This is a genomic window from Arthrobacter sp. 05L421, assembly GCF_056397785.1.
The window spans coordinates 125,622-149,125 of sequence record NZ_JBFTOC010000005.1; the positions used below are offsets into that span (position 1 = coordinate 125,622).

Annotated in this window: 23 protein-coding genes and 2 riboswitches; of the genes, 8 read left to right on the plus strand and 15 right to left on the minus strand. The window is 67.2% G+C overall.

Annotation, left to right across the window (positions count from 1 at the left end; genetic code table 11):
- Positions 1-28: 28 nt before the first annotated feature.
- Positions 29-985, minus strand: coding sequence for an ATP-grasp domain-containing protein (locus AC1DKQ_RS08670; RefSeq protein ID WP_476885918.1), 957 nt, complete (start codon positions 983-985; stop codon positions 29-31).
- A gap of 361 nt (positions 986-1,346) precedes the next feature.
- Positions 1,347-1,462: riboswitch (SAM riboswitch) on the plus strand.
- Between the two features lie 120 nt (positions 1,463-1,582).
- Here AC1DKQ_RS08670 and AC1DKQ_RS08675 point away from each other — a divergent pair.
- Genes AC1DKQ_RS08675 through AC1DKQ_RS08685 form a run of 3 tightly spaced genes read left to right on the plus strand, consistent with a single transcriptional unit; the run spans position 1,583 to position 3,446 of the window.
- A complete protein-coding gene (locus tag AC1DKQ_RS08675; protein WP_277527213.1) occupies positions 1,583-1,831 on the plus strand; it encodes a DUF1737 domain-containing protein in 249 nt (82 codons plus the stop codon).
- Complete coding sequence (locus AC1DKQ_RS08680) at positions 1,828-2,238, plus strand: rhodanese-like domain-containing protein (protein WP_476918725.1); 411 nt, start codon at positions 1,828-1,830, stop codon at positions 2,236-2,238. Before AC1DKQ_RS08675 ends, AC1DKQ_RS08680 begins: the two co-directional genes overlap by 4 nt.
- Positions 2,238-3,446: an O-succinylhomoserine sulfhydrylase gene (locus tag AC1DKQ_RS08685; protein ID WP_476918726.1), complete on the plus strand. Its 1,209-nt coding sequence runs from the start codon at positions 2,238-2,240 to the stop codon at positions 3,444-3,446. The genes AC1DKQ_RS08680 and AC1DKQ_RS08685 overlap by 1 nt, the downstream gene beginning before the upstream one ends.
- Before the next feature lie 63 nt (positions 3,447-3,509).
- On the opposite strand, the gene AC1DKQ_RS08690 is transcribed toward AC1DKQ_RS08685, so the two are convergent.
- From AC1DKQ_RS08690 to AC1DKQ_RS08710, 5 genes are all read right to left on the minus strand, one after another.
- Positions 3,510-4,709 carry a glutamate--cysteine ligase 2 gene (locus AC1DKQ_RS08690; protein ID WP_476918727.1) on the minus strand — a complete coding sequence of 400 codons (1,200 nt, stop codon included), beginning with the start codon at positions 4,707-4,709 and terminating at the stop codon, positions 3,510-3,512.
- Between the two features lie 121 nt (positions 4,710-4,830).
- Positions 4,831-6,354 (minus strand): UDP-N-acetylglucosamine 1-carboxyvinyltransferase, encoded by a 1,524-nt coding sequence (locus AC1DKQ_RS08695; protein ID WP_476885914.1) that lies wholly within the window; start codon positions 6,352-6,354, stop codon positions 4,831-4,833.
- 174 nt (positions 6,355-6,528) lie between these two features.
- The gene (locus tag AC1DKQ_RS08700; RefSeq protein WP_476918728.1) at positions 6,529-7,332 is read right to left on the minus strand and encodes an energy-coupling factor transporter transmembrane component T family protein; all 804 of its coding nucleotides are present in this window, start codon (positions 7,330-7,332) and stop codon (positions 6,529-6,531) included.
- Positions 7,329-8,999, minus strand: coding sequence for an ABC transporter ATP-binding protein (locus AC1DKQ_RS08705; protein ID WP_476918729.1), 1,671 nt, complete (start codon positions 8,997-8,999; stop codon positions 7,329-7,331). The genes AC1DKQ_RS08700 and AC1DKQ_RS08705 overlap by 4 nt, the downstream gene beginning before the upstream one ends.
- 31 nt (positions 9,000-9,030) lie before the next feature.
- Complete coding sequence (locus AC1DKQ_RS08710; RefSeq protein ID WP_476885911.1) at positions 9,031-9,678, minus strand: ECF transporter S component; 648 nt, start codon at positions 9,676-9,678, stop codon at positions 9,031-9,033.
- Positions 9,679-9,744: 66 nt separating this feature from the next.
- A riboswitch (TPP riboswitch) is annotated at positions 9,745-9,888 on the minus strand.
- 186 nt (positions 9,889-10,074) lie between these two features.
- Between AC1DKQ_RS08710 and AC1DKQ_RS08715 the strand changes: the two genes are divergently transcribed.
- On the plus strand, positions 10,075-10,620 hold the full coding sequence (locus AC1DKQ_RS08715) for a heme-degrading domain-containing protein (RefSeq protein WP_476885910.1): 546 nt from the start codon (positions 10,075-10,077) through the stop codon (positions 10,618-10,620).
- Positions 10,621-10,659: 39 nt separating this feature from the next.
- The gene (locus AC1DKQ_RS08720; RefSeq protein WP_476885909.1) at positions 10,660-10,923 is read left to right on the plus strand and encodes a DUF4235 domain-containing protein; all 264 of its coding nucleotides are present in this window, start codon (positions 10,660-10,662) and stop codon (positions 10,921-10,923) included.
- A gap of 70 nt (positions 10,924-10,993) precedes the next feature.
- Here the strand turns inward: AC1DKQ_RS08720 and mnhG are convergent, their stop codons facing one another.
- From mnhG to AC1DKQ_RS08750, 6 genes are read right to left on the minus strand one after another with little or no spacing between them, the layout of a single operon-like run.
- A complete protein-coding gene (mnhG, locus tag AC1DKQ_RS08725) occupies positions 10,994-11,413 on the minus strand; it encodes a monovalent cation/H(+) antiporter subunit G (RefSeq protein ID WP_476918730.1) in 420 nt (139 codons plus the stop codon).
- Positions 11,403-11,681, minus strand: a complete 279-nt coding sequence (locus AC1DKQ_RS08730) for an MrpF/PhaF family protein (protein WP_377985878.1) — start codon at positions 11,679-11,681, stop codon at positions 11,403-11,405. The genes mnhG and AC1DKQ_RS08730 overlap by 11 nt, the downstream gene beginning before the upstream one ends.
- The gene (locus AC1DKQ_RS08735) at positions 11,678-12,223 is read right to left on the minus strand and encodes a Na+/H+ antiporter subunit E (protein WP_476918731.1); all 546 of its coding nucleotides are present in this window, start codon (positions 12,221-12,223) and stop codon (positions 11,678-11,680) included. The genes AC1DKQ_RS08730 and AC1DKQ_RS08735 overlap by 4 nt, the downstream gene beginning before the upstream one ends.
- The gene (locus AC1DKQ_RS08740) at positions 12,220-13,851 is read right to left on the minus strand and encodes a Na+/H+ antiporter subunit D (RefSeq protein WP_476918732.1); all 1,632 of its coding nucleotides are present in this window, start codon (positions 13,849-13,851) and stop codon (positions 12,220-12,222) included. The genes AC1DKQ_RS08735 and AC1DKQ_RS08740 overlap by 4 nt, the downstream gene beginning before the upstream one ends.
- Positions 13,848-14,408 (minus strand): Na(+)/H(+) antiporter subunit C, encoded by a 561-nt coding sequence (locus tag AC1DKQ_RS08745; RefSeq protein ID WP_476918733.1) that lies wholly within the window; start codon positions 14,406-14,408, stop codon positions 13,848-13,850. Before AC1DKQ_RS08745 ends, AC1DKQ_RS08740 begins: the two co-directional genes overlap by 4 nt.
- The gene (locus tag AC1DKQ_RS08750; protein ID WP_476918734.1) at positions 14,405-17,425 is read right to left on the minus strand and encodes a Na+/H+ antiporter subunit A; all 3,021 of its coding nucleotides are present in this window, start codon (positions 17,423-17,425) and stop codon (positions 14,405-14,407) included. Before AC1DKQ_RS08750 ends, AC1DKQ_RS08745 begins: the two co-directional genes overlap by 4 nt.
- 275 nt (positions 17,426-17,700) lie before the next feature.
- On the opposite strand from AC1DKQ_RS08750, the gene AC1DKQ_RS08755 reads away from it, so the two are divergent.
- The 3 genes from AC1DKQ_RS08755 to AC1DKQ_RS08765 are packed head-to-tail and all read left to right on the plus strand — an operon-like array spanning position 17,701 to position 20,824.
- Positions 17,701-19,101: an MFS transporter gene (locus AC1DKQ_RS08755; RefSeq protein WP_476918735.1), complete on the plus strand. Its 1,401-nt coding sequence runs from the start codon at positions 17,701-17,703 to the stop codon at positions 19,099-19,101.
- A 38-nt stretch (positions 19,102-19,139) separates the two neighbouring features.
- Positions 19,140-19,622, plus strand: coding sequence for a cation:proton antiporter regulatory subunit (locus tag AC1DKQ_RS08760; RefSeq protein ID WP_476885902.1), 483 nt, complete (start codon positions 19,140-19,142; stop codon positions 19,620-19,622).
- Positions 19,623-19,627: 5 nt separating this feature from the next.
- On the plus strand, positions 19,628-20,824 hold the full coding sequence (locus AC1DKQ_RS08765; protein ID WP_476918736.1) for a cation:proton antiporter: 1,197 nt from the start codon (positions 19,628-19,630) through the stop codon (positions 20,822-20,824).
- Between the two features lie 66 nt (positions 20,825-20,890).
- Here the strand turns inward: AC1DKQ_RS08765 and dcd are convergent, their stop codons facing one another.
- The 3 genes from dcd to AC1DKQ_RS08780 all read right to left on the minus strand — a co-directional run bounded on the left by dcd (position 20,891) and on the right by AC1DKQ_RS08780 (position 23,458).
- On the minus strand, positions 20,891-21,466 hold the full coding sequence (gene dcd / locus AC1DKQ_RS08770) for a dCTP deaminase (protein WP_476885900.1): 576 nt from the start codon (positions 21,464-21,466) through the stop codon (positions 20,891-20,893).
- Between the two features lie 132 nt (positions 21,467-21,598).
- On the minus strand, positions 21,599-23,050 hold the full coding sequence (locus AC1DKQ_RS08775) for a tyrosine-protein kinase domain-containing protein (RefSeq protein ID WP_476885899.1): 1,452 nt from the start codon (positions 23,048-23,050) through the stop codon (positions 21,599-21,601).
- A gap of 54 nt (positions 23,051-23,104) precedes the next feature.
- Complete coding sequence (locus AC1DKQ_RS08780; protein ID WP_476918737.1) at positions 23,105-23,458, minus strand: hypothetical protein; 354 nt, start codon at positions 23,456-23,458, stop codon at positions 23,105-23,107.
- Positions 23,459-23,504 lie beyond the last annotated feature (46 nt).

The window sequence follows — 23,504 nt, forward strand, 5'->3', positions numbered from 1 at the left end:
GCGGGGCCGGGGCCAGGCGTGCTGGTCCTCACCCCAGGGCGTCCGCTGGAATTGCCGGGCACCGCCGGAACGAGGCGGGGTTGAACGCCGGGAGCATGAAGGTTGCCAGTACGGCGTCGAGCATTTCCGGGGCCCACGTACTGTTCTCCCCGAGGGTCGCGCAGACTCCCAGCACCACAGGGGTTCCGTCCGCGCGGCGGCGGATCTGGACCTGGACTGGCCCGGTCAGCCCGAGCGTGCGGACGGCGGCCAGGCCCAGCTTCCGTACGTCCCCGGCCTCGCTGGCGGGCACCCTGCGACTTACCTCGTCGCTGCCGGCGCGTCCATACGGAGTCCTGGTCTTCTCCAGGACCACCGCCACTGGCGCCATCGCGTTGCGTGCCGGGGTGCCAAACACCAGGCAGACATAGTCGGCGCCCGGGATGAACTCCTGGACAAGCTGCCCCGCGGGCATGTTCTTCCAGGTGACGGAGGCCGTTCCGGCCAGCACGTGGACCCCACGGGAGCCTTCGAAGACCCGCGGCTTGACCACCACGGGACCGCTGAGGCCGGCTAGGGATGCCGGCGCGGCAGCGAGGTCGCCCGGAACGCCGAACCGGGGCACCGGAATGCCGGCTGCCTGCAACGCCCAGGTGGTAAACAGGTTGTCGTTGGCGAGCGCCACCGCGGCAGGGTCGCCCACGATGATCCGCACGTCCTGGGCGAATCCGGCACGGGCTGCGGCCAGGACCGGAAGTTCCACGGTGAGGGTCGGAATGATGACGTTGATGGCTTCGCGATCCACCAGCCGGCGCAGGTCCAGGATCATGTCCGGGTCCGTCGCGGGCAAGAGCCTGGCCGCGGCTGCGGAGGGAGCAGCCTCCGCCTGGCGAGTGTCGGCGCGGGCGTCGGAGCCCAGATACGGAAGGCCGCGGGCTTCGAGTTGGGCCGCGACCGTACGGCCGGCGGCGCTTGCTATCCCGGTAACCAGTATGCGCGGGCCCACAATTGCTCCATTCCGCCGTCACCGGCGGGGCCGCTGCTGCGGCTCCGACGGTTCCGGCCACCGATTCATAGGCTTGTTGACGGACGACTCGATTTACGGACTGCTGATTGACGGACTGCTCGATTGACGGACTGCCCGGATCTGCCGCAACTCGCGCCGACACGCAGGACCATTCCCCTAGTAGACGGCGAATCGTCCGCGCACACACGAGTGGGCAATACCCGAAGTTGGAGCCCGCTACTACTTGCCTGAGGCACGCATACGGTCCGCCGGCCGGCACAGGCTGTCGGGCGTGGCCCGGTTACGGAACATGACGACGGCGGCCGTGCGGGCCGACGTCGTTGGTGTTACGTTTTTGGGGAGTAATGAGAACCGGCGCCAAGCCCTGACTGGCCGGTCGGCAACCCTCCCTTTTCGCGGCGGGGTGCCTCAGGTGAATACTCGGCATATCGACCATTCGAGCTGCAAGCGTGAAAGAGGAGATCCGTCGTGCCCGACACGTCAACACCCGCTGTACCCGAAATACTCAGTTCATCCGCCGCCCCAGACACAGCCACCCGTGCAGCAACCAGCGCAGCCCCCGCCGGCGAGGAAAGGCTGGCCTACCGCCTGTTCACCGGTGCGGATGACCGCGCCTTTTGTGAGCGCGTGTCGGCCGCATTGGCCGAGGGCTACGTCCTGCATGGAAGCCCCGCCGCCAGCTTCAACGGCAGCACCGTGATCGTGGCGCAGGCGCTGGTGCTGCCGGCTGCCATTGCGAGCGCGGACGCCGCCGTGGCCAATGCGGTTGATGAGCTCGACGCCGACGAGTTTGACGCTGTTGGGGCATTCGAGGGGCACGCATGAGCTACGCAGGAGACCTCAGCCCTACTGAGGCGTGGGCCAAGCTTGAGGCGGGAGCCATTCTGGTGGATGTCCGGACCGAGGGCGAATGGGCCCACATCGGCATCCCGGACACCAAGTCCGCAGAAAATGATCCGCTCTTCATCCAGTGGAACCTTGCCGGCGGCACGCCGAATCCGCACTTCGTGGAACAGCTAAAGCGGCAAGCACCGGAGCACACCGCCGTCGAACTGGTGTTCCTGTGCCGCTCCGGTGCCCGGTCGATCGCCGCCGCGACGGCCGCGACGGCCGCCGGCTACACCTCGTACAACGTTCTTGAGGGCTTCGAAGGCGAGACCGACCGCTTTGGCGAACGCACCGTCAACGGCTGGAAGAACCGCGGCCTGCCCACCAACCTCGGAAAAATCTAGTGACGTTCAATCCCGACGCCTCCGGCTGGGCCGCCGACACCCAGGCTGTCCGCGGCGGCCTGGACCGCACCGGCTTCCAGGAAACCACCGAGCCAATCTTCCTCAATTCAGGATTCGTCTACGAGTCCGCGGCCGCCGCCGAGCGCGCCTTCACTGGGGAGGACGAGCGCTTCGTCTACTCCCGCTACGGCAACCCATCCGTCGCGACATTCCAGGAGCGGCTCCGGCTGCTCGAGGGAACCGAGGCATGTTTTGCGACGGCGTCCGGCATGTCCGCCGTCTTCACTGCCCTGGGCGCGCTGTTGGCTGCCGGCGACCGCGTCGTCGCAGCCCGCTCACTGTTCGGCTCCTGTTTCGTGATCCTCAACGAGATCCTGCCGCGCTGGGGTGTGGAGACGGTCTTCGTGGACGGACCGGACCTGGAGCAGTGGCAGGCTGCGCTGTCCGAGCCGACCACGGCGGTGTTCTTCGAGTCGCCGTCGAACCCCATGCAGGAAATCGTGGACATCACCGCCGTGAGCGAACTGGCGCATGCCGCCGGCGCCACAGTGGTGGTCGACAACGTCTTCGCCACCCCGCTGCTGCAGCGTTGCGGAGACCTCGGCGCGGACGTGGTGGTGTACTCCGGCACCAAGCACATCGACGGCCAGGGCAGGGTCCTGGGCGGCGCCATCCTGGGCACCAAGGAATTCATTGACGGGCCCGTCAGGCAGCTCATGCGGCACACCGGTCCGGCTCTCTCGGCCTTCAATGCCTGGGTGCTCACCAAGGGCCTGGAGACCATGGCCCTGCGCGTCAACCATTCCTCGGCCTCTGCCCTGCGGCTGGCGGAATGGCTTGAGGGACAGCCGGCGGTCAGTTGGGTCAAGTACCCGCTGCTGCCGTCCCACCCGCAGTACCCCCTCGCGGTGAAGCAGATGAAGGCCGGCGGGACCGTGCTTACGCTGGAGCTTTCGCCTTCGCCGGGACGAACTGCGAAGCAGGCCGCCTTCGCGCTGCTGGACGCGCTGCGGATCATCGACATCTCCAACAACCTTGGCGACGCCAAGACGCTCATTACGCACCCGGCCACTACCACGCACCGCGCGATGGGCCTGGAAGGCCGTGCGGCGATCGGGCTCAGCGACGGCGTGGTCCGACTTTCGGTGGGCCTGGAGGACGTCGAGGACTTGATCCGCGACCTCGGCCAGGCGCTCAAACAGGTCTAGCGCTCAAACAGGTCTAGCGCTCAGGGCCAGTCTTCAAGCAGATCTGGCGCTGCCGGCTCCCCGTCAGCCCCGGCGAACCCTGCCCAGGGGCGATCCCTCGTCGGCCCGTCCCTTGGTGGCGGTACCCGGCGCGGCCCCCTGGGTAGTCAGTTCGACGGCCCGTTCGACGACGGCGGGCAGTCCGCCCGCCCGGAACGGCCCGCGCTGCAGCTGCGAACCGGTGCCCTCCGCCAGGATCCGCTCGACGCCCGCGCGCACCAGCTCCAGCTCGCCCTGCTCCTCGAGCACCGGGGCCACGAAATCCACCAGTGCCCTGACCACGTCCGCGGCCGGGGCAGGGGTGAAGGTTCCAAAGTCCAGGAGCTCCCCGCGCAGTCCGCAGTTGCTGGCCTGCCAGGCGGCCATCCGCAGCAGCAGTGTGGGCACCGGTGCGGGGTCGACGCCGTCGTTCCACTCCCGCACCGCCGATTCCACGAGGGCGCGCACCAGGACGGCAATCAGGGCAGCGTCCTCGGCCCGCAGGCACACATCGGCGACCCGGATCTCCACGGTGGGATGCTGCCGGCACAGCCGCGCGTCGAAATAGACCATCCCCTCATCCATCAGGACGCCGCTTTGCACCAGCCGGGTCACCACCCGGCGGTAGACGGGCAGGCTGCCGAAGATCATTGTGGGACCGGACCCCGGCCAGCGGTTCCACGCCTGGGTCCGGTAGCTTTCGAATCCGGTCTCGGCCCCGTTCCAGAACGGGGAATTCGCGCTGATTGCAATCAGCACCGCAAGCTTGTCGCGGATCCGGTCCATCACGGCCACGCCCTCCTCCGGGGACTCCACATAGGTGTGGACGTGGAGGCCGCAGGTCAGTTGGTTCCGGACGGTGAGCCCGAAGCGTTGCTGCATGGTCATGTAGCGTGGATTCGGCGTCAGGTGCGTGGCGGAGCCTTGGGGCGACGTGGCCAGGGCTGCGACGCGGCCGCCGTGAGCCCGCGCGGCCTGGTCCGCCAGGGTCCGGCCCCGCCTGAGCTGCCGGAGCAGCTCCGTGTACTCAAGGCACGGATGCGTCTGGGTCTCGATCTGCTCGAGCTTGAGCTCGTAGCTGAAGTCTGCGCCCTCGTGGACCGGTTTCTCTGTCGCGTGAATCCTGGCGGTGTCCGGTTCCTTCGGCGGCACCAGGTTGGGCAACATCAGGTCGGCGAGGGCAAGCAACATCCCCGATTCGGGGTCCACTATCAGCAGTTCTTCCTCCACGCCGAACGTGCGCATGAATCTATTGTGCGTCAGGATCGGCAGAAACGCCCCTACACCGACGCGGGGTCACTCCACGCCCATCCCACGCCTTCGGATGGGCATGGAGTGACCCCGCGTCGCTTGGGCCGGTCTGGAATCAGTCTTGGAAATACTCAATCTTCGCGCCGATGGTGTTGAGCCGTTCGGCCAGATCCTCATAGCCGCGCTCAATGACATAAATGTTGCGCAGCTCCGAGACCCCGCGGGCGGCCAGCATGGCCAGCAGCAGGCAGGCTGCGGGGCGGAGGGCCGGCGGGCAGCCCACCTCGGCGGCACGCCACTTGGTGGGGCCGTTGACATAAATCCGGTGGGGATCGAGCAGCTGGACCTGGGCGCCCAGTTTGTTCAGTTCCGTCAGGTAGATGGCCCGGTTCTCGTAGACCCAGTCATGGATCATGGTCTGGCCGTGGGCGTTGGCGGCGATCACCGCGAAGAAGGGCAGGTTGTCGATGTTCAGGCCAGGGAAAGGCATCGGGTGGATTTTGTCCTCCGGCGCCCGCAGTTCCGAGGGCTTGGTGGTGACGTCCACCAGGCGGGTGCGGCCGTTGCGGGCAAAGTATTCCCCGGAGACCTCGAGCCGCTGGCCCATCTGCTCGAGCGTGGCGAGTTCGATTTCCATGAACTCAATCGGGACCCGGCGGATTGTGACTTCCGAGTTCGTCACGATGCCGGCGGTGATGAGGCTCATCGCCTCAATCGGGTCCTCGGACGGGAAGTATTCGACGTCGGCGTCGATCGACGGGCAGCCGGTGATCTCCAGCGTGGTGGTGCCAACCCCCGCGATTTCCACCCCGAGCATCTGCAGGTAGAAGCAGAGATCCTGCACCATGTAGTTGGGGCTGGCGTTGCGGATGATGGTGGTGCCGCGGCGGTGGGCTGCGGCCATGATGGCGTTCTCGGTCACCGTGTCGCCGCGTTCGCTCAGCACGAAGGAGCGGTCATGGGCGTCCGACGGCGGTGCCTGCACCGCGTAGAACCCGGACTTCGCCTCCACGCTCAGGCCGAACTGGCGCAGTGCCTGCATGTGCGGCTGCACGGTGCGCGTGCCAAGGTCGCAGCCGCCGGCGTATGGCAGCCGGTAGGTGTCGGTCTCGTCCAGCAGCGGCCCCAGGAGCATGATGACGCTGCGGGTCCGGCGGGCCGCCTCCACATCCATGGATGCCAGGTCCAGGACCGCGGGGCGGCGGATCTGGAGGTCGTTTGCGTTGAGCCAGGTGCATTCGACGCCGATGCTGGTCAGCACCTCCACGATCCGGTTGACTTCCTCGATCCGGGCCAGCCGGCGCAGGGTGGTGGTGCCGCGGTTGATGAGGCTGGCGCACAACAGCGCGACGCCGGCATTCTTGCTGCTGTTGACGTCCACCGCACCGGCCAGCGTGCGGCCGCCCTCGACCCGGAGGTGGGTCATCTGGGGCCGGCCCACCTTGACGATGCTGTGCCCGACGATCGCCTCCAGCCGCTGGATCATCTTCAGGCTCAGGTTCTGCTTTCCCTGTTCCATCCGGGCGATGGCGCTCTGGCTGGTGCCGAGCTCGGCGGCGAGTTGTCCCTGAGTCCAGCCTTTCGCCCCGCGGGCTTCGCGGAGCAGGAGGCCTACATGTTCAGCAGTCGGTTGAGTCATGTCCCGAAAATATCACGGATGATTTATTAACCCCCGGCATTCCGGCCGGAATGCCGTTAATCTCACAGGGATACCCGCATCATGCGATAACCCGCGCACTGCGGTGCACGGTGGCGCTTGAATCAGTAGTGCCGTCAATGGCTTCGCCAGTGGCGCCGGCGGTTGCGGCGACGCCTACTGGTGCGTGAGGAAGACAAGGTTCCAGGTGCCCGCCACAAGGGCCGCGGCGGCGGCTGCTGCCGCGATGCCGAGCCCGCCCAGCAGCACCCAGGCGTCCAGCCCACTGAAAGTAGACGGCCTGGCCCAGGTCCGCGCGGCGCCGCCGAAGCCGCGGGCCTCCATGGTCACCGCGAGCCGCGAGGCGCTCCGGATCGCCTGCACCAGCAGGCCGAAGCTCTGGCCCAGGGTGGCGCGGAACCGCTGATAGGGGTTACCGCTCGAGCCCACCCCGCGGGCCCGCCGGGCCATGCCGATCGTCTGCCATTGCTCGGTCATGATCCCGACCAGCCGCATGGCGGCCAAGGTGCCCAGGACGAACCGGTGCGGCAGTTTTGCGTTCTGGGCCAGGGCGTCCGCCAGGTCTGTGGGGTCGGTGCAGCTCATCAGCAGCACCGCAGGCAGTGCGATGGCAAGCCCGCGGAGCATGAAGCCGATCCCCAGCTGCAGGGAGCCGGCACTGATGGACCAGATCCCGGCGTCGACCAGCACGGAACCGGCGTCGGGCGCCAGGATGGCGGTGCTCCAGCCGCCCAGCGCCGCCGCGAGGATCAGCGGCCAGCCCCGCTGCCACAGCAGCGCCAAGGTCAGGCCGGCCAGCGGCAGGAGCAGCAGCTCGAAGGCCAGCGCCACCGACGCCGAGACCCAGTCAATGGACAGCGCCAGGACCATGGTGATCAGGGTGACCGCCGTGAACTTGGCGAGCGGGTTGGCGCGGGTCAGCAGCGCATGGTTGCCGCGCAGGCTCAGTGCGTCCCTCATGGCGTGGCCCCTTCCGGCAGCTCAAGTTCCGGGCCCGGAACGGCGGCGGTTTCTCGCGGCCGGAGGCGGAGTTCGGTGCCGCCGAGGACGGCGCTGAATTCGGCGTCGTGCGTCACAGAGACGACGGCGGTGCCGGCGTCGAGGAGCTCGGACAGGAACGACGCGAGTTCGGCCCAGGTGTTGGCATCCTGGCCGAAGGTGGGTTCGTCCAGAACCAGCACCTGCGGGTGCGCCGCCAGCACCGTGGCTACCGAAAGGCGGCGCTTCTCGCCGCCGGAGAGCGTGTAGGGGTTGGCGTCCACGAGATCTGTCAGCCGCAGCCGCTCCAGCAGCTCATCCACGCGGTCTTCGCCGTAGCCGAGGTGGCGGGGGCCGAACATGAGCTCGTCCAGGACCCTGCCCGTGACGAACTGGTGCTCGGGTTCCTGGAACACGGTGCCTATTCTGGCGATCAGCTGCTGGGGCTTCCACCGGTATGGATCGGTTCCGGCGCCGCTGCTGAATCGACCAATGGAGTGGCCAGCAGAGTGACCGCCGGAGTGGCCACCCGCGCCCCCAGCGAGCTCCGGAGCGGCCGAGACCGTCCCGGCAACGGGTCGCAGGAGACCGGCCAGCGTCAGCGCGAGGGTGGACTTCCCCGCGCCGTTCGGTCCGGTGATGGTCAAGGCCTCGCCGGCGCGGACCTGGACCGAAACCCCGGTCTGGACCGGACGCGGCGCGATCGTGCGGAAGCCGTCGCGCAGCCCGGCGCGCCGCGGCCGCTCGCGGGACACCGCGAGCCCGTCGGCCGCGAGCAGGAGCTGCCCGGCGTTACGCGCCGGCAGCCGCGTCCGGGTCGCCGGGACGTAGCCCGGCACCCAGACGCCCGCACCAATGAGCATGTCCCGCGCCTCGGCCAGGACCTGGTCCGGCGGCCCGTCAATGAGTACGGCGGAGTTCAATACCGCGGAGTCCGGGGCGGACCCGGGCTGCAGCACCACAATCCTGTCCACCAGGTCTTTCCAGATCCCCACCCGGTGCTCCACGACCACCAGGGTGGCGCCGGTCTTGTCCAGGCAGCGGCCCACGGCATCCCGGACCTCCAGGACGCCGGCCGGGTCGAGGTTGGCGGTCGGCTCGTCGAGCAGCAGCAGCCCCGGCCGCATCGCGAGGATCCCGGCGAGCGCCAGCCGCTGCTTTTGTCCGCCGGAGAGGGCCGCGGTTGGGTGGTCCAGCGGCAGCCCGCCCAGCCCGACGTCGTCGAGCGCCTCGCGCACGCGCGGCCAGATCTCTGGCGCCGGGACCGCGAGGTTCTCCGCCCCGAAGGCGACGTCGTCGCCGACGCGGGAAAGCACCACCTGGGTTTCCGGGTCCTGCTGCACAAGCCCGGCGCGGCCGCGCTGCGCCCGTGGCGGGGCACCGTCGATCAGCAGGCTTCCGGTCTCGTCGGCGTCGCCAGAGTCGCCCGCTAACCCCGAGGCGCCGGCCGCGCCGTCGCCCAGCACGCCAGCCAGGGCGTGGAGCAGGGTCGATTTGCCGGCGCCAGAGGGCCCCAGCAGAAGCACGCGCTCCCCCGGCCGGATGTCCAGGTCAAGGCCGCTGACCGCGGGTCGGGGCCGTCCGGCATGCCGCCAGCCCCAGCCGCGGGCTGTGACGGCGGCCGGCCGGACGCCTGGTGAAGATCTCATGGGTTCCCTGCAGAATTTAGGATGGGAGGGATCAGGAGAACACGGGTTCCGTGGCAGCCTTGCGGGAGGCAAAGGAGCCCAGCACTCCGGTCTTGGCCAGGCCGCGGGTGGCGAGCCAGGCCAGTCCGCCGGCAATGATTGCGCCCGAGATTGTGGTGAAAACGATGTAGGCGAGCTTGTCCCCGGCTGCGTAGGCGATGTTCCAGCCCCACGGCAGGAAGGAATCGTTCAGGCCGCAGAAGAGGCCCGCGCCGGCTCCGGCGAGCAGGGACACCGGCAGGTTGAACTTCTTGTAGAGGAAGGCCGCGAAGACCAGTTCCGCGCCGAGGCCCTGCAGGATCCCGGAGATCAGTACGGTGGTGCCATACTGCGAACCCATGATGAGCTCGCCCGTGGCCGCGACGGTTTCACAAAAGAGTGCGGCACCCGGTTTGCGGATGATGAGCATGCCCAGCACCGCCGGGATCATCCAGCCGCCGGCGTACAGTCCGCTCAGCGGCGGGTAGAGCGCGTTGACCGGGGCGGAAATCAGGTTCGCGCCCTGGGACCAGGCCCAGAAAATGACGCCGCCGGCAACGGCGATCAACGCGGCCACCACGATGTCCACCACCCGCCAGCTGTAGTCGCGCCGGGCGGATGAACGGCTGGCGGAACCATGCTGTGCTGAAATATCTGTCATGTCGTCCTCCTGAGGAACAGGAGGGGAGGGTGCTCCGGCTGGCCTCGGCTTCCGCCGCCCTCCGCGCACCCTGAGAACTCGACTCCCTTGCGCCGGTACTAACCGGATCAGGTTCGAGGGTCTGCGGCTGTCCGCACTCTCAGCGCCCACCAACGGTTTCCCCGGATATTTCCGGCGATGCCCGGCGGCGGCGCTCCCCTGTCGTAAATTATTTCGCCCTTGTGGGCTGGCTCAGTTTACACCCGGACGGCCGGGTTTTCAGTGGTGTGCCGTCACAATCGGGGGCCGGAAAGGGCCGGCCACCGCGGCCGGGAAAAGCTGCTTGATAGAGTCGACGTGTCGGACACCCGGACCCGCCAGCGGGCGGCCGCGTCACCTACGGGAAGCTGGATTATTTTGCCGCAGACACCAGCCACACACGATCCCTCCGGGGAATACGACCCTGACTCGAGCGAGCCGCAGCCGCCGGGGTCACTGGCGGCGCTCATCGGCCGCGTGCTGGCCGAGATGGATGCGCTCCAGTTCGCCGCGTTCAGCAAGGACGATGCCCTGGACCTCGGCCTCCTCCTGGTCGAGCTGGGCAGGCAACGCTCGCTGCCCATCGCCGTCGACATCACCAAAGGCGAGCAGGTGCTCTTCCATGCCGCACTGGACGGCGCCACGCCGGACAACGAGCGCTGGATCAACGCCAAGAAGCGCACCGCACTGCGGTACGAGGTCCCGTCGCTGCTGGTGGGCCTCCGGGCCCGGGCTGCCGGCGGAAGGATCGAGGACAACGCCTGGTGGGATCAGACGGAGTTCGCCGCCCACGGCGGAGCGTTCCCGATCTACGTGCGCGGCACGGGCGCCGTCGCCGTCGTCACGGTCTCCGGCCTGCCTCAGAAGGCGGACCACGACCTCGTGGTCGAGGCCCTGCGGATGGTCCTGACACCGGAACGCTAGGCTAGGGGAAAGCCGTTCCCGTCCCAAGGAGACCGAAGAATGAACATCGTCATCAAGCTGCTCGGCACCGGCATCAGCCTCTTGGCCGGCTTTGCCGGCACCAAGCTGGTGGACACCATCTGGGAAAAGTCCACGGGCAACAAGCCGCCCACGGGCCACGAGGACGACGTCCCCACCACGCTGCGCTCCGCCCTGACCTTCGCCCTGATCTCCGCATCGGTCAGCGCCATCATCCAGGTGCTCGCCAACCGCGGCACCCAGCGCGCGATCACCCGCTTCGCCAAGACCCAGGACGTCGTCTGACCTGACTCGGCTAGCCGCGGCACCGGCCGCGGCATGGCCGACGACGCTGGCCGCCGCGCCCCGCACGGGCTCAGCGGCCAGCGTCGTCGTCGTCCACTGCGTGGTTGGCTGCCTGCTGCGCGGCTTTCTGGGCGGCTTTCTGGGCAGCTTTCTGGACTACGGCCCCAAGCTCGTCGGAGCTCAGCAGCTCCGGATGCAGGTGCTTGGTCCGGTAGCCGGCCCGGCCCACCATGTGGGCGGACACGGGAACGGTGAGCAGTTGGAAGAGCCAGGCAACCATCAGGACGGGCCACACCCACCAGGTGCGCATCTGCAGGCCAAGGGCCGCCAGCAGCAGGAACAAGCCCAGGACCTGCGGCTTGGTGGCGGCGTGCATCCTGCTCATGAGGTCCGGGAACCGCAACAGCCCGATCGCGGCGCCGAGGGACATGAGCGCGCCGACCACCATGAACACGGCGGAGAGGGCATCGATCACTGTTTCAGGATTCACGGATGCCCTCCCTCCTCTCGGCCACGAAGCGGGCCACGGTGACCGAGCCGACGAAGCCGATGAGGGAAATCGCAACGAGCAGCATCAGGTTGTTGAGGTGCCGGTTGACGGCCATGTCGATGCACAGGGCCGCCCCGAAAATGGCCAGCAGCACGTCGGCGGCGAGCACCCGGTCCAGCAGCGAGGGGCCCCGTCCGATCCGGATGATCGCCCCCGCGGCGGCCAGGGAAAGTACGACGGCGGTCACCGTCAGGACGGTCTGCATCATGCGGGGATCTCCTGTGTCAGGGCGGACAGTTCGTCTTTGGTCCCCATGATCCTGATCAGCCCGGCCTCGGTGTTCCGGACCTCTTTGCGCAGCTTGGCCGCGTCCTGGGCATTGCGGACGTTGATGCCGTGGATGTAGAGCGTGGACGTTGACCTGTCCACCTCCACCACGAGGGATCCCGGAATCAGCGAAAGCACATGCCCGGTGGCCGTGACCAACAGGTCGGAGTGGCTCCGGAGCGGCACGGCGACGATGGCGCTGACCACGTTGGGGCCGCGGACCACGGCGAGGTACAGGACCTGGAGGCTGGCCGCGACCACCTTTCCGAGGAAAATGAGGGCGAAGGGCACGGCTCGGAGGACGTTGAAGCGGCCGCCGAGCTCCACCGGGGGCAGATAGAAGATACGCGCCACGAGCACGGCGATGAGGGCCCCGAAAAGGAGATTGCCCGGGCTGAAGTTCTGCCACAGCGCTCCCCAGACAAAAACAAGCCACACCAGCAGCGGCAGTTCCTGGCGCAGCGAGATCCTTTTCCGGTTCATTTGCCGCCGCCCTGCTGCTGGGTCTGCCCGGGCTGAACCGCCGCAGGCACGGGCGGCACCGGCGCGTCCTCGCCCAGCACAGCCTGGATGTACGGGGACCTGTCCAGCATTTCCTCGGCGGACTGGTCGGCCACCCTGAACAGCGGCCCGGCGAAAACCGTCAGGGCCACGCCAAAGACCACCAGGCCCAGGGTAGAGCCCACCATGGTGCGGGGCAGCAGGGTCACGTTCGTCTTCCCGGCCCGGTCCCCGGTGGCGGAGTCCGCCGGTGCCGCCAGAAGCACCGGATCGGGGTGCTCAGCGTCCTCCGGCTTGCGCCAGAACGCCCGGTTCCAGACCCTCGCGATCGCCAGCAGGGTCAGCAGGCTGGTCAGCACGCCGCCGATCACCAAGGCGTAGGCCAGTGGTGTGCCCAATTCGACGCCTGCCTGAAGCAGCCCCAGCTTGCCCAGGAAACCCGAGAACGGCGGGATTCCGGCCAGGTTCATGGCGGGAACGAAGAACAGGACCCCCAGAACTGGGGAGAGCTTGGCCAGCCCGGCCACACGGTCCATGGATGAGCTGCCGCCGCGGCGTTCAATCAGGCCGGTCACCAGGAACAGGCTGGTCTGGATGGTGATGTGGTGGGCCACGTAGAAGACCGCGGCGCCCAGGCCGGCCACCGTGGACATGGCCAGGCCGAAGACCATGTAGCCGATGTGGCTCACCAGGGTGAAGGACAGGAGTCTCTTGATGTCGCTTTGGGCCAGGGCGCCGAGGATTCCCACCACCATGGTCAGCAGCGCCGCGACCATGAGCGGGGCGTTGAGCGCATCCCCGGGGAACAGCAGTGTCTCCGTGCGGACCATGGCGTAGACGCCCACCTTGGTCAGCAGCCCGGCAAACACCGCGGTGACCGGGGCCGGCGCGGTGGGATAGGAGTCCGGGAGCCAGAAGGACAGCGGGAAGACGGCGGCCTTGATGCCGAAGGCCACCAGCAGCATCACGTGCAGCAGCGTCCGGGTGCCCTGGTCGAGGTCCCCGAGCTTGATGGCGAGGTCCGCCATGTTGATGGTTCCGGTGGCGCCGTAGATCATGGCGATCGCGATCAGGAACAGCACCGAGGACACCACCGAGACCACCACGTAGGTCACGCCGGCCCGGATGCGCGGGCCCGTCCCGCCGAGGGTGATGAGCACGTAGCTGGCCGTCAGCAGGATCTCAAAGCCGACGTAGAGGTTGAAGAGGTCTCCGGAGAGGAAGGCGTTGGACACCCCGGCCACGAGGATCAGGTAGGTCGGGTGGAAGATCGAGACCGGCGCGTCCCGGTCGCCGTCGGCCATACCCTGTCCCGTTGCGTAGATCAGCACCGCAAGGCTCACGGTCGAGGACACAACGAGCATGAGCGAGGAGAACTGGTCCACCACGAGCACGACGCCCCAGGGCGGCATCCAGCCGCCGATGTGCACCGCGGCCGTCCCGCCTTCCCAGACGGAGGCCAGCAGCCAGCATTCCAGCAGCAGGGTCAGGGCCAGGACGGTGATGCTGACCGCGCGCTGGACCCGCGGGTGGTGGATGAGCAGGAAGGTCAGGGCGGCGCCCATGATGGGCAGTACGACGGCGAGCGGGGCAAAGCTGGTGATGTTCACTCTTCGCCTCCTTCCGGTCTGGGGTCAACGTTCAGGGAGCCGGGCTGTTCTTCAGAGGCGGCTTTGTCAGCCCGGATGGGGCGGCCACCGGACATGACCGCGGCGGTATCTGAGGTTCCTCCGCCGTAGGGGCCGGCCATGGCCAGCGGAAATTCTGACGTCTCCACCGGGATGACGGAGTCGTCCTCGGCATCGAAGCTGGGCGTTTCCGCGACGCGGCGGTCCTCGGCGTCGTCCTGGATTTCGTCCTGGCGGGCCAGGACCCAAGTGCGGTAGATGATGCCCAGCATGAACGCCGTCACGGCGAAGGAGATCACGATCGAGGTCAGGATCAGGGCCTGCGGCAGGGGGTCGTTGTAGTCCCCCGCCGGGGTGTCCTTGTCGAAGATCGGCGCCAGCCCGGCGTAGCCGCCGGTGGCGAGGATCAGCAGGTTGGTGGCGTTGGCCAGCAGCATGAGGCCGAGCAGCACCCGGGTGAGGCTGCGCTCAAGGATCAGGTAGATGCCACAGGCGTAGAGGGCGCCCATCACCGTCAGCAGGGTCAGGTTGACGCTCATGTTCTCCCCTTGGAAGTGGTTTCGGCGTCGTCCGCCTCGACGGTGGCTTCGGCGGGGATTCCGCCGCTGTCCTCGTCTTCGGAGAGGCCGTCCTCGTCTTCGGAGGGCTCTTCGAAGTGCTCGTCGATTTCCGCACCGAGGCTGCGCAGCACGTCCAGGGCCAGACCGACCACCACGATGTACACACCGATGTCGAAGATCGTCGAGGTGACGAACTTGATGTCGCCGAAGACCGGCAGCCACAGCTCCACGATGGCGCTCTGGAACACCTGGCCGCCCAGCAGCAGCGGCGTCATTCCGGCGGCCGCCGCCGTGGCCAGGCCGATCCCCAGCAGGGTGCCGGCGCCGACGGGCGTGGCTTCGCGGAGTTCGAAGCGGCCGCCGGCCAGGTAGCGGATGGTCAGGGCGAGGCCGGCGGTGAGGCCGCCGGCGAAGCCCCCGCCGGGCAGGTTGTGGCCGGCGAGGAGCAGGTAGAGGGAGAACACGATGATCGAGTGGAAGATCAGGCGGGTGACCACCTCGAAGATGATCGAGCGGCGCTCGGGCGCCAGGGTCCGGCCGGCCACCAGCCACGCGTCGGTCGTGGCGGCAGCGAACCGCCGGGACATCGCCAGTGCGGCGTCGTCCCGGGTGCTGCCCCTGGCCCCGGTCCGCCGGCCCACGGTCCCTTCCGCGACAGTCGCGGAAGTCCGGATGCGGTCGCCGCGGCCCCGGACGAAGATGAGGCTGGCCACGCCGGTGGCGGCCAGGGCCAGGACGGAGATCTCGCCGAAGGTGTCCCAGGCCCGGATGTCTACCAGGGTCACGTTGACGACGTTGAGGCCGCCGCCGCCCTCATAGGCCAGCTGCGGGAACTGCAGGGAGACCGGCGTTGCCACCCGGGCGCCGAGGGCGTAGATGGCCACGAAGATCATGGTGACGCCGAACGCCAGGCCAATCACCACGCGGATGACCCGGTATTTGCCGCCGGTGCGGTCACGCAGCCCCGGCGGAAGGCTCCGCATGGCCAGCACGAACGCCACCAGGATGATGGTTTCGACCAGCATCTGGGTCAGGGCAAGGTCCGGGGCCCCCTGCAGCGCGAACATCATGGCGATCCCGTATCCGGTGACGGACACCATCAGGACGGCCAGGAAGCGCTTGTTGGCGCGCACCGCGGCCAGCGCCCCGATCACGATCCCGGCGCCGGCCACCAGTTGCAGCGGCGCTCCGGGATCGATGAAATAGAGACCGTCCGGCAGCGGCTTGTTGGCCAGCAGCAGTGCCGTCAGCGGCAGGACGAAGGCCACGGTCAGGATGACGGAGAGGTAGAAGAACAGCGAGCCACGCTGGGTGCGGCCGGTGATCCAGACGGCGGTGTCGTCCAGGGCGCCGATCGTGTTCTGGTAGGCGCGGTCGCTGTCGATCCAGCCCGGCACCAGTGCCTGCAGCCGGGCCACGGCGTTGCGGCCGTAGAACATGGCCAGGCCCAGGACGAACGTCACCGCGGTCAGCCCCAGGGCCGGGGTGAGGCCGTGCCACAGCGCCAGGTGCCCGGGCGAGGACTCGGGGCCCTCCACAAAGAGCTCCGCATACGGCTGGATCCAGCCGTCAACGGGGGCCGGCCACAGTCCGTAGAGGACCGTGAGGAGGCTCAGGATGGCCGGTGCGGCAAGGAAGGCGGGTTTGACCGGCTTGAAGTCCGTGGGCGCCACGCCGGGTTTGACGGCGAAGGCGCCCCACATGAAGCGGGCGCTGTAGGCGAAGGTCAGGATGGAGCCCAGGACCACGCCGCCCAGCAGCCAGGGCCCGGTTCCGGACGCCGAGGTGTACTCGATGAAGGCCTCGAACACCGATTCCTTGGCGACGTAGCCGGCCAGCGGCGGTACGCCGGCCATCGAGGCCGCGCCGACCGCCGCTACGATCGCCAGTGCCCGGGCCGAGCCGTAGACGCCGGAGAGTTCGCGGATGTCCCGGGTCCCGGCCTGGTGGTCGATGATGCCCACCACCAGGAAGAGCGTGGCCTTGAACAGCCCGTGCGCCAGGAGGAAGGCCAGTCCGGCGAGTGCCGCCTCGGGGGTGCCCAGGCCCACCACCATGGTCATGAAGCCCAGCTGGCTCACGGTGCCGTAGGCGAGGATGAGTTTGATGTCGGTCTGCCGCAGGGCCCGGTAGCCGCCCACCAGCATGGTGGCCAGGCCAAGGCCGAGCACGATCGGCAGCCACGGCGGTGTTTCCGCGAATCCGGGGGCAAGCCGGGCAACCAGGTAGATCCCGGCCTTCACCATGGCCGCGGCGTGCAGGTAGGCGCTCACGGGGGTGGGGGCAGCCATCGCGCCGGGGAGCCAGAAGTGGAACGGCACCAGGGCGGACTTGGTGATCGCACCGATCAGGATAAGGACGACGGCGGCGTTCACTGCCCCGCCCGCGGGGCCGGAGACCAGGGCGGGAGCCTCCTCCAAGATGGCCTGGATCCGGTAGGTTCCGGCCGTCGCACCGAGGATGATGAGCCCCACAAGCATGGCCAGCCCGCCGGCGGTGGTCACCACCAGCGCCTGCAGCGCCGAACGCCGCGCTGACAGCCTGGTGCGGGCGTAGCCGATCAGCAGGTAGGACAGCACCGTGGTCAGTTCCCAGAAGATGAACATCAGCAGGAGATCATCAGCGGTAACGAGGCCGAACATTGCACCGGCGAAGGCCAGGAGCTGCGCCCCGAAACCGCCGAGGTAGTCGTCCTTGTTCTCGAAGTAGCGGGCGCAGTAGACCAGCACCAGCGCACCCACCCCCAGCACCAGCAGGGACATGACCCAGGCCAGGGCGTCCATCCGGAATGCGAGGTCGAGCTGCAACCCGGGAATCCAGGGCACCACCTCGGTGATCGCCCCGTCTGTATAGACGGCGTCGTGTTGCAGCAGCAGCCAGACAAAGGAGGCCGCGGGGACCGCCGCCAGGGCGAAGAACGAATTCCTGCCAAACTTCCGGAACAGGAGCGGGGCCACAGCAGCCACCGCAAAGTGCACGGCAAGGACTGTGATCACTGGTATCTCCGCAACGTCAGAAAGTCGATTGTCATCAAGTTGGAGCAGGCGGTTCATTTGTTAGGTTCGGTGCGGACAGTTTACCAAGCGTGTACAAATTCTTTTGGCAGGGACACCGGCCCTTGAAGACCGGCCCGGAACAAGGTGCCCAGGACAACCGGGCCAGTACATTCGAAGCCAAAGCGACGCTGGTGCTAAACACTGCCCGGCAAAAGCCGGCGGAGACCCCGCATCCTGCCCCTCCAAAGGCACCATGGACGGTTACCATTCAGGCTATGAACACTGCCGCCGCCCCAGAGGCCATGCGCCCCTCGGAACTGGAATCGGGAAGTCCCGTCACGCACAGGGGCCGGATCCTCGCGTGGGCCGCGTGGGACTGGGGTTCGGCAGCCTTCAACGCCGTCATGACAACGTTTGTTTTCACCGTCTATCTGACCTCCAAGGCCTTCGGCGGAGAGGACCAGGCCTCGGCGGTCCTGGGCGCCGCGCTGGCCGTCGCCGGCGTGGCCGTCGCACTTCTGGCCCCGGTCACCGGGCAACGCTCGGATACCGGTGGCCGGCGCAAGCTGTGGCTGGGGGTCAACACGGCCGCCGTCGCGCTCCTGACCGGGCTGTGCTTCTTTGTCTTCCCGCGGCCGGATTTCCTGATCCTCGGCGTCACGCTGATAGCACTGGGCAACGTCTTCTTCGAATTTGCCGGGGTCAACTACAACGCCATGCTCGCCCAGATCTCCACCCCGCGGAACATCGGCAAGGTCAGTGGATTCGGCTGGGCAATGGGGTATCTCGGCGGCATTGTGGCGCTGCTGATTGTGCTCCAGCTCTTTGTCCAGCCCAGCTTCGGGTGGTTTGGCGCCTCCACCGCGGACAGCCTGAACATCCGGCTGGTGGCAGTGTTCTCGGCCCTATGGTTCTTCATCTTTGCGTTGCCCGTGCTGTTCGCGGTGCCGGAGCTGCCACGCTCCGAGCGGGGTGCGGGCATTGGCTTCCTCGCCTCCTACGGCCTGCTCGTCCGGCGCATCAAGGCGATCTACCGGACCAGCCCGCACACCATCTACTTCCTCCTCGCGAGCGCCATCTTCCGGGACGGGCTGGCCGCGGTTTTCACCTTTGGCGGGGTGATCGCGGCCGGCACCTTTGGCTTCGAACTCAAGGACGTCATCTTCTTCGCGATATTCGGAAATGTCGTGGCCGCCGTCGGCGCGATGCTCGGCGGCTTCCTGGATGACAAAATCGGGCCCAAGACCGTGATAATCGCGTCCCTCGCGGGCCTGCTGGTGGCGGGCACCGCAATCCTGGTCCTCGGCAACGGCAGCTACGAGTTCTTTGGCATGGCCTGGGCCGGGACCACCACATTCTGGATTTTCGGCCTGCTGCTGTGCCTCTTCGTGGGACCGGCCCAGTCGTCGTCCCGCGCCTACCTCGCCCGGCTCGCCCCCAACGGCGAATCCGGCGAGCTCTTCGGCCTCTATGCCACCACCGGCCGGGCCGTGAGCTTCCTCGCCCCCGCCCTGTTCACGCTGTGCATCACCGTCGCCACTCCCTTCGTGGCAACAGGCGAGGCCCAGCGTTGGGGCATCCTCGGCATCATGGTGGTGCTCCTGGCAGGCCTGCTCGTGCTCCTGCCGGTCAAAGCCCCCGACCAGACCGAAATCGCGGTGGTCCCGGAGGCCTGAGGGCGGCTGAAATCCGGTTCGCGCACTAGGCTGATGATATGAACGTGGATGAGACGGACCTCCCCGGCCTCGGCCGGCGCAAGGACTTCATGACTGCCTCCGGACGCCGGATCGGCGTGGTGGAATACCGGGAGGGCCACACGGAACTCATCGTCTCCACCTGGGACGATCCCGATACCTGCCAGGCCTCCGTGCCGCTGACCGCGGACGAGGCCGCCACCCTGGGCAATCTTCTGGGCGGCCAGCGCCTTGCCATGAAACTCTCCGAAGAGCACCGGGAAATCCCCGGGATCGTCACGCGCCAGTTTTCGATCAGCGCCGAGTCCCCCTTCCAGAACCAGCCGATGGGCAAGGCGTGCATCCGGACCCGCAGCGGGGTCTCGATTGTGGCCATCATGCGCGAAGGTGAGGTCTTGCCCTCGCCGGGGCCCGACGTCGTCCTTCACCCTGGCGACCTCCTCGTTGCGGTGGGAACACAAGAAGGCCTGGACACAGCGGCCAGCATCCTGCGCAACGGATAAGCGGCATGGATCCGCTCGCCCTGACCCTGATCGAACTGGGGGCCGTCGTCTTTTGTCTCGGCCTGCTGGCCAGACTGGCCGGGCGGATCGGCATGTCGCCCATACCGCTTTATCTGGTGGGCGGCCTGTTCTTCGGGGCCGGCGGCCTCGTCAAACTCGACGGCATGCACGAGTTCGCCCATCTTTCCGCCGAGATCGGCGTGATCCTGCTTCTGCTTATGCTTGGACTGGAATATACGGCAGCGGAGCTCGTGACCGGGCTGCGGAGATCCTGGCAAGCCGGCATCCTGGACTTGCTGCTCAATTTTTTGCCCGGCGCGATGCTCGCGGTGATGCTGGGATGGGGCGTCGTGGGGGCTATGGTGATGGGCGGCGTCACCTACATTTCATCCTCCGGGATCGCGGCCAAGGTTATTACCGACCTCGGCCGGATCGGCAACCGGGAAACCCCGGTGGTCCTTTCCATCCTGGTCTTCGAGGACCTGGCCATGGCCATATACCTGCCGATCCTGACCGCCACGCTTGCCGGCGTCACCTTGCTGATGGGCCTGCAGACCGTGGGCATCTCCCTGGCCGTCGTCACCCTGGTCCTGGTGGTGGCCCTGCGGCACGGCCACCATGTGTCCAAGGCCGTGCACAGCGAGAACTCCGAGGTCTTCCTGCTCAACCTGCTGGGCGCGGCGCTTCTCGTGGCGGGGCTCGCCGCCGCCATGCAGGTTTCCGCGGCCGTCGGAGCGTTCATGCTCGGCATCGCCATATCCGGCGCCACGGCCCACAGCGCCACCCGCGTCCTGGAACCGCTCCGTGACCTTTTCGCGGCGATCTTCTTCGTCGTTTTTGGCCTCAACACCGACCCCCGGTCCATCCCGCCGGTCCTCGGCTGGGCCCTGCTGCTGGCCGTGGTGACGGCAGCCACCAAGATGATCACCGGGTTCTGGGCGGCCAAACGGGCCGGAATTGGCGTTCCCGGCCGGTACCGTGCGGGCGCCGCCCTGATCGCGCGAGGCGAGTTCTCCATTGTCATCGCCGGGCTGGCCGTTGCCTCCGGCGTGGTGCCCACTGATCTGGCAGCCCTCGCCACCGCCTATGTCCTGATCATGGCGATCGTGGGACCGCTGGCTGCCCGCTTCGTGGAGCCGCTCGTCCGGGCTCTGCGCCGTCCCCTGCGGGGACCCGCTTTCCGGACCTCCGGCCCGGCGTAAGCCTGCCGCCGGCACGAGCCGCGGCGCTGGATGCGTGGGTTCGAGCCGGGGCGCTAGGTGTCTGGCCTAGATGTCGGTGAGGTGGAAATTCAGGTGGCTGCGGCTGGCCGTGGGCCCGCGCTGGCCCTGGTAGCGGTTGCCGTATTCCCCCGAACCGTAGGGGTGCTCCGCGGCGGAGGACAGCCGGAAGAAGCACAGCTGGCCGATCTTCATGCCGGGCCACAGCTTGATGGGCAGCGTGGCCATGTTGGACAGTTCCAGCGTGACGTGGCCGGAGAATCCGGGATCGATAAAGCCTGCCGTCGAGTGCGTCAGCAAGCCCAGCCGGCCAAGTGAGGACTTGCCCTCGAGGCGGGCCGCGATGTCATCCGGCAGCGTCACGGTCTCGTAGGTGGAGCCGAGAACGAACTCCCCCGGGTGCAGGATAAACGGCTCGCCGGACTCCACTTCCACCAGGCGGGTCAGCTCGGGCTGCTCCTCGGCCGGGTCAATGTGGGCGTATTTGTGGTTGTCGAACAGCCGGAAGAACCTGTCGATCCTGACGTCCACGGAGGACGGCTGGACCATGGCGGGGTCGAACGGTTCCAGGACAATACGCTCGGAGTCAATTTCGGTTCGAATGTCGCGGTCAGAGATCAGCACAGGTTCAAAAATACCGCACGGCACCCTGCCGGGTTGCATGAACGGGCGCAGCCGGCCAGTGTGACTTCCCTGGCGGCCCTCCGCTCCGGCTGTGTGCCCCTACGACGGGCAGAATCTGAAAACGTGCCCGGATCATGTACTTTCCAAACTCACAACCTTGCTCCGACGAACGTGGGCGGGACGGAAGGGTCCGTCGTCGTCGTGATTTTGGACAGACGGAATGCTTTCGGGATGTGTGGCGCCGTAGCCGGCAATGTATGCGGTGTTGGCGTCAGGGCCCCGGCGGGGAATCCGGTTTTGAACGACGCCCAAGATGTGTGCGTCGACGAAGTTGAGCTGGTCAACGGCCTTGGCCAAACTGTGTTGGCTGACCTTTTTCGTTCCCACTACCAGGAGCACACTGTCAGTGCTCCTGGTCAGCACACTGGCGTCGGTGACAGGAAGGATCGGCGGAGAGTCGATGATGATCAGGTCGAATTTCTTCTGCAGTTCCTCCACAAGCCGGCTCATGGCTACTGAGCCAAGCAGTTCACTGGGATTGGGCGGCAAAGGTCCCGAGGCCAGAAGCGCCAAGCCGTCGTCGGACCAGTATTGAATGCTGTCGTCGAGGCTGGTTGATCCGACGAGGACAGTGGTGAGGCCGATTCCCCCTTCGATGCCTGTCGCTGCGGCCACGGACGGGAGGCGAAGGTCCGCGTCCACGAGGATGACCTTTTGACCTCCCTTGGCCACAGTTACGGCAAGGTTGAGCGCAACGGTGCTCTTTCCCTCGCCCGCGGACGCCGACGTCACAACGATCGAGCGCATCGGCCGGTTGACCCCTGCGAACTGCAGGTTGGTGCGGAGCTTCCGGAACGCCTCCGCGCCCGTTCCGTCCAGGACTGACGGAGCCGCGCCTGGCAGACGCCCGGCAGCCTGTTCAGTGATTCCTGCCAAGAGCGGGAGATTGGTCGTCTTGCGCAGATCCGATTCAGTCCTGATGTTGCGATCTAGGACATGCCGCAGCACCGCCACTGCGATTCCGGCGGCAAGTCCATAGAGAAGGCCTAAACCAAGGTCCAGCTTCACGTTGGGATTCGACGGCTCGGTCGGCGTGGTGGCATGATCCACGGGGCTGAGCCGGACCGGGGTCGGCGTCCCGTTCGTCGGCCGCTCGAGGTCAGCGACAGTCGTGATAAGGCTGGCCGCTACTGCGTTGGCGATGTCGGCGCTCCGCTGCGCGGACCTGTCTCTGGCCTCGATGTCGATGATTACAGTGTTGCGCGCAGTGGATACCTTGATCTTGGCCGCCAGGGCTGCCGGGGTCATGCCGAGATTGAGCTTGTCGATGACCGGCTGGAGAACGGTTGGTTTCGACGTGACGTCGACATAGGACTGGACGCGCGCCAAGGCGAAAACGCTGCCCTGCTGCAGTTCCGCGGATGTTTCCGAGTTCTGCGTCGAGACGAAAAGGCTGGTCGTAGCCGTGTAGGACGTGGGCGTAAGTAGGGAGGCCACGCCCGCGAGTATCGTTCCCAGCAGCGCCAGTACAGTAATCAGACGCCAACTGCGGCGCAAAATGAGCAATTGTTCACGGACGTCCATTGCGTGTCCTTCCACGGGCGACGGTCGCTGGAGTCAAGACGAGTCTGCGCGGTTTCATGCTGCCAACCAGGTGTAGCACCCATTGGACGCAACGCGGGCAGCGCCAGCGGGGATGGTGACCGCGGACGCACCGTTCGATTCTCCGATGGTGCCTCCCGCCGCATTGTAGACCACCAACGTGCAGTTCGGGGACGGATTCCAAGCCTTGTACTTACCCGCGGAGATTGAACCGCTACCTGCCTTGGGCGCTGCGGTACCGATAGTGAAGTCACCGTCGGTGAAACCGCGGCGAGCGGCATCGAGTTCGGGCTGGAGTCCGGGACAGAGATTAGCAATCGTGTCGGCCACGTCGGTATCCAGCTTCTCGATCAACTGGGACACCACGGCCAACTTGTCCGTCGCTTTCACCGTCTCAAATTGGGCACAGCGTTCCTGTCCGACTTGAAGGACAGCA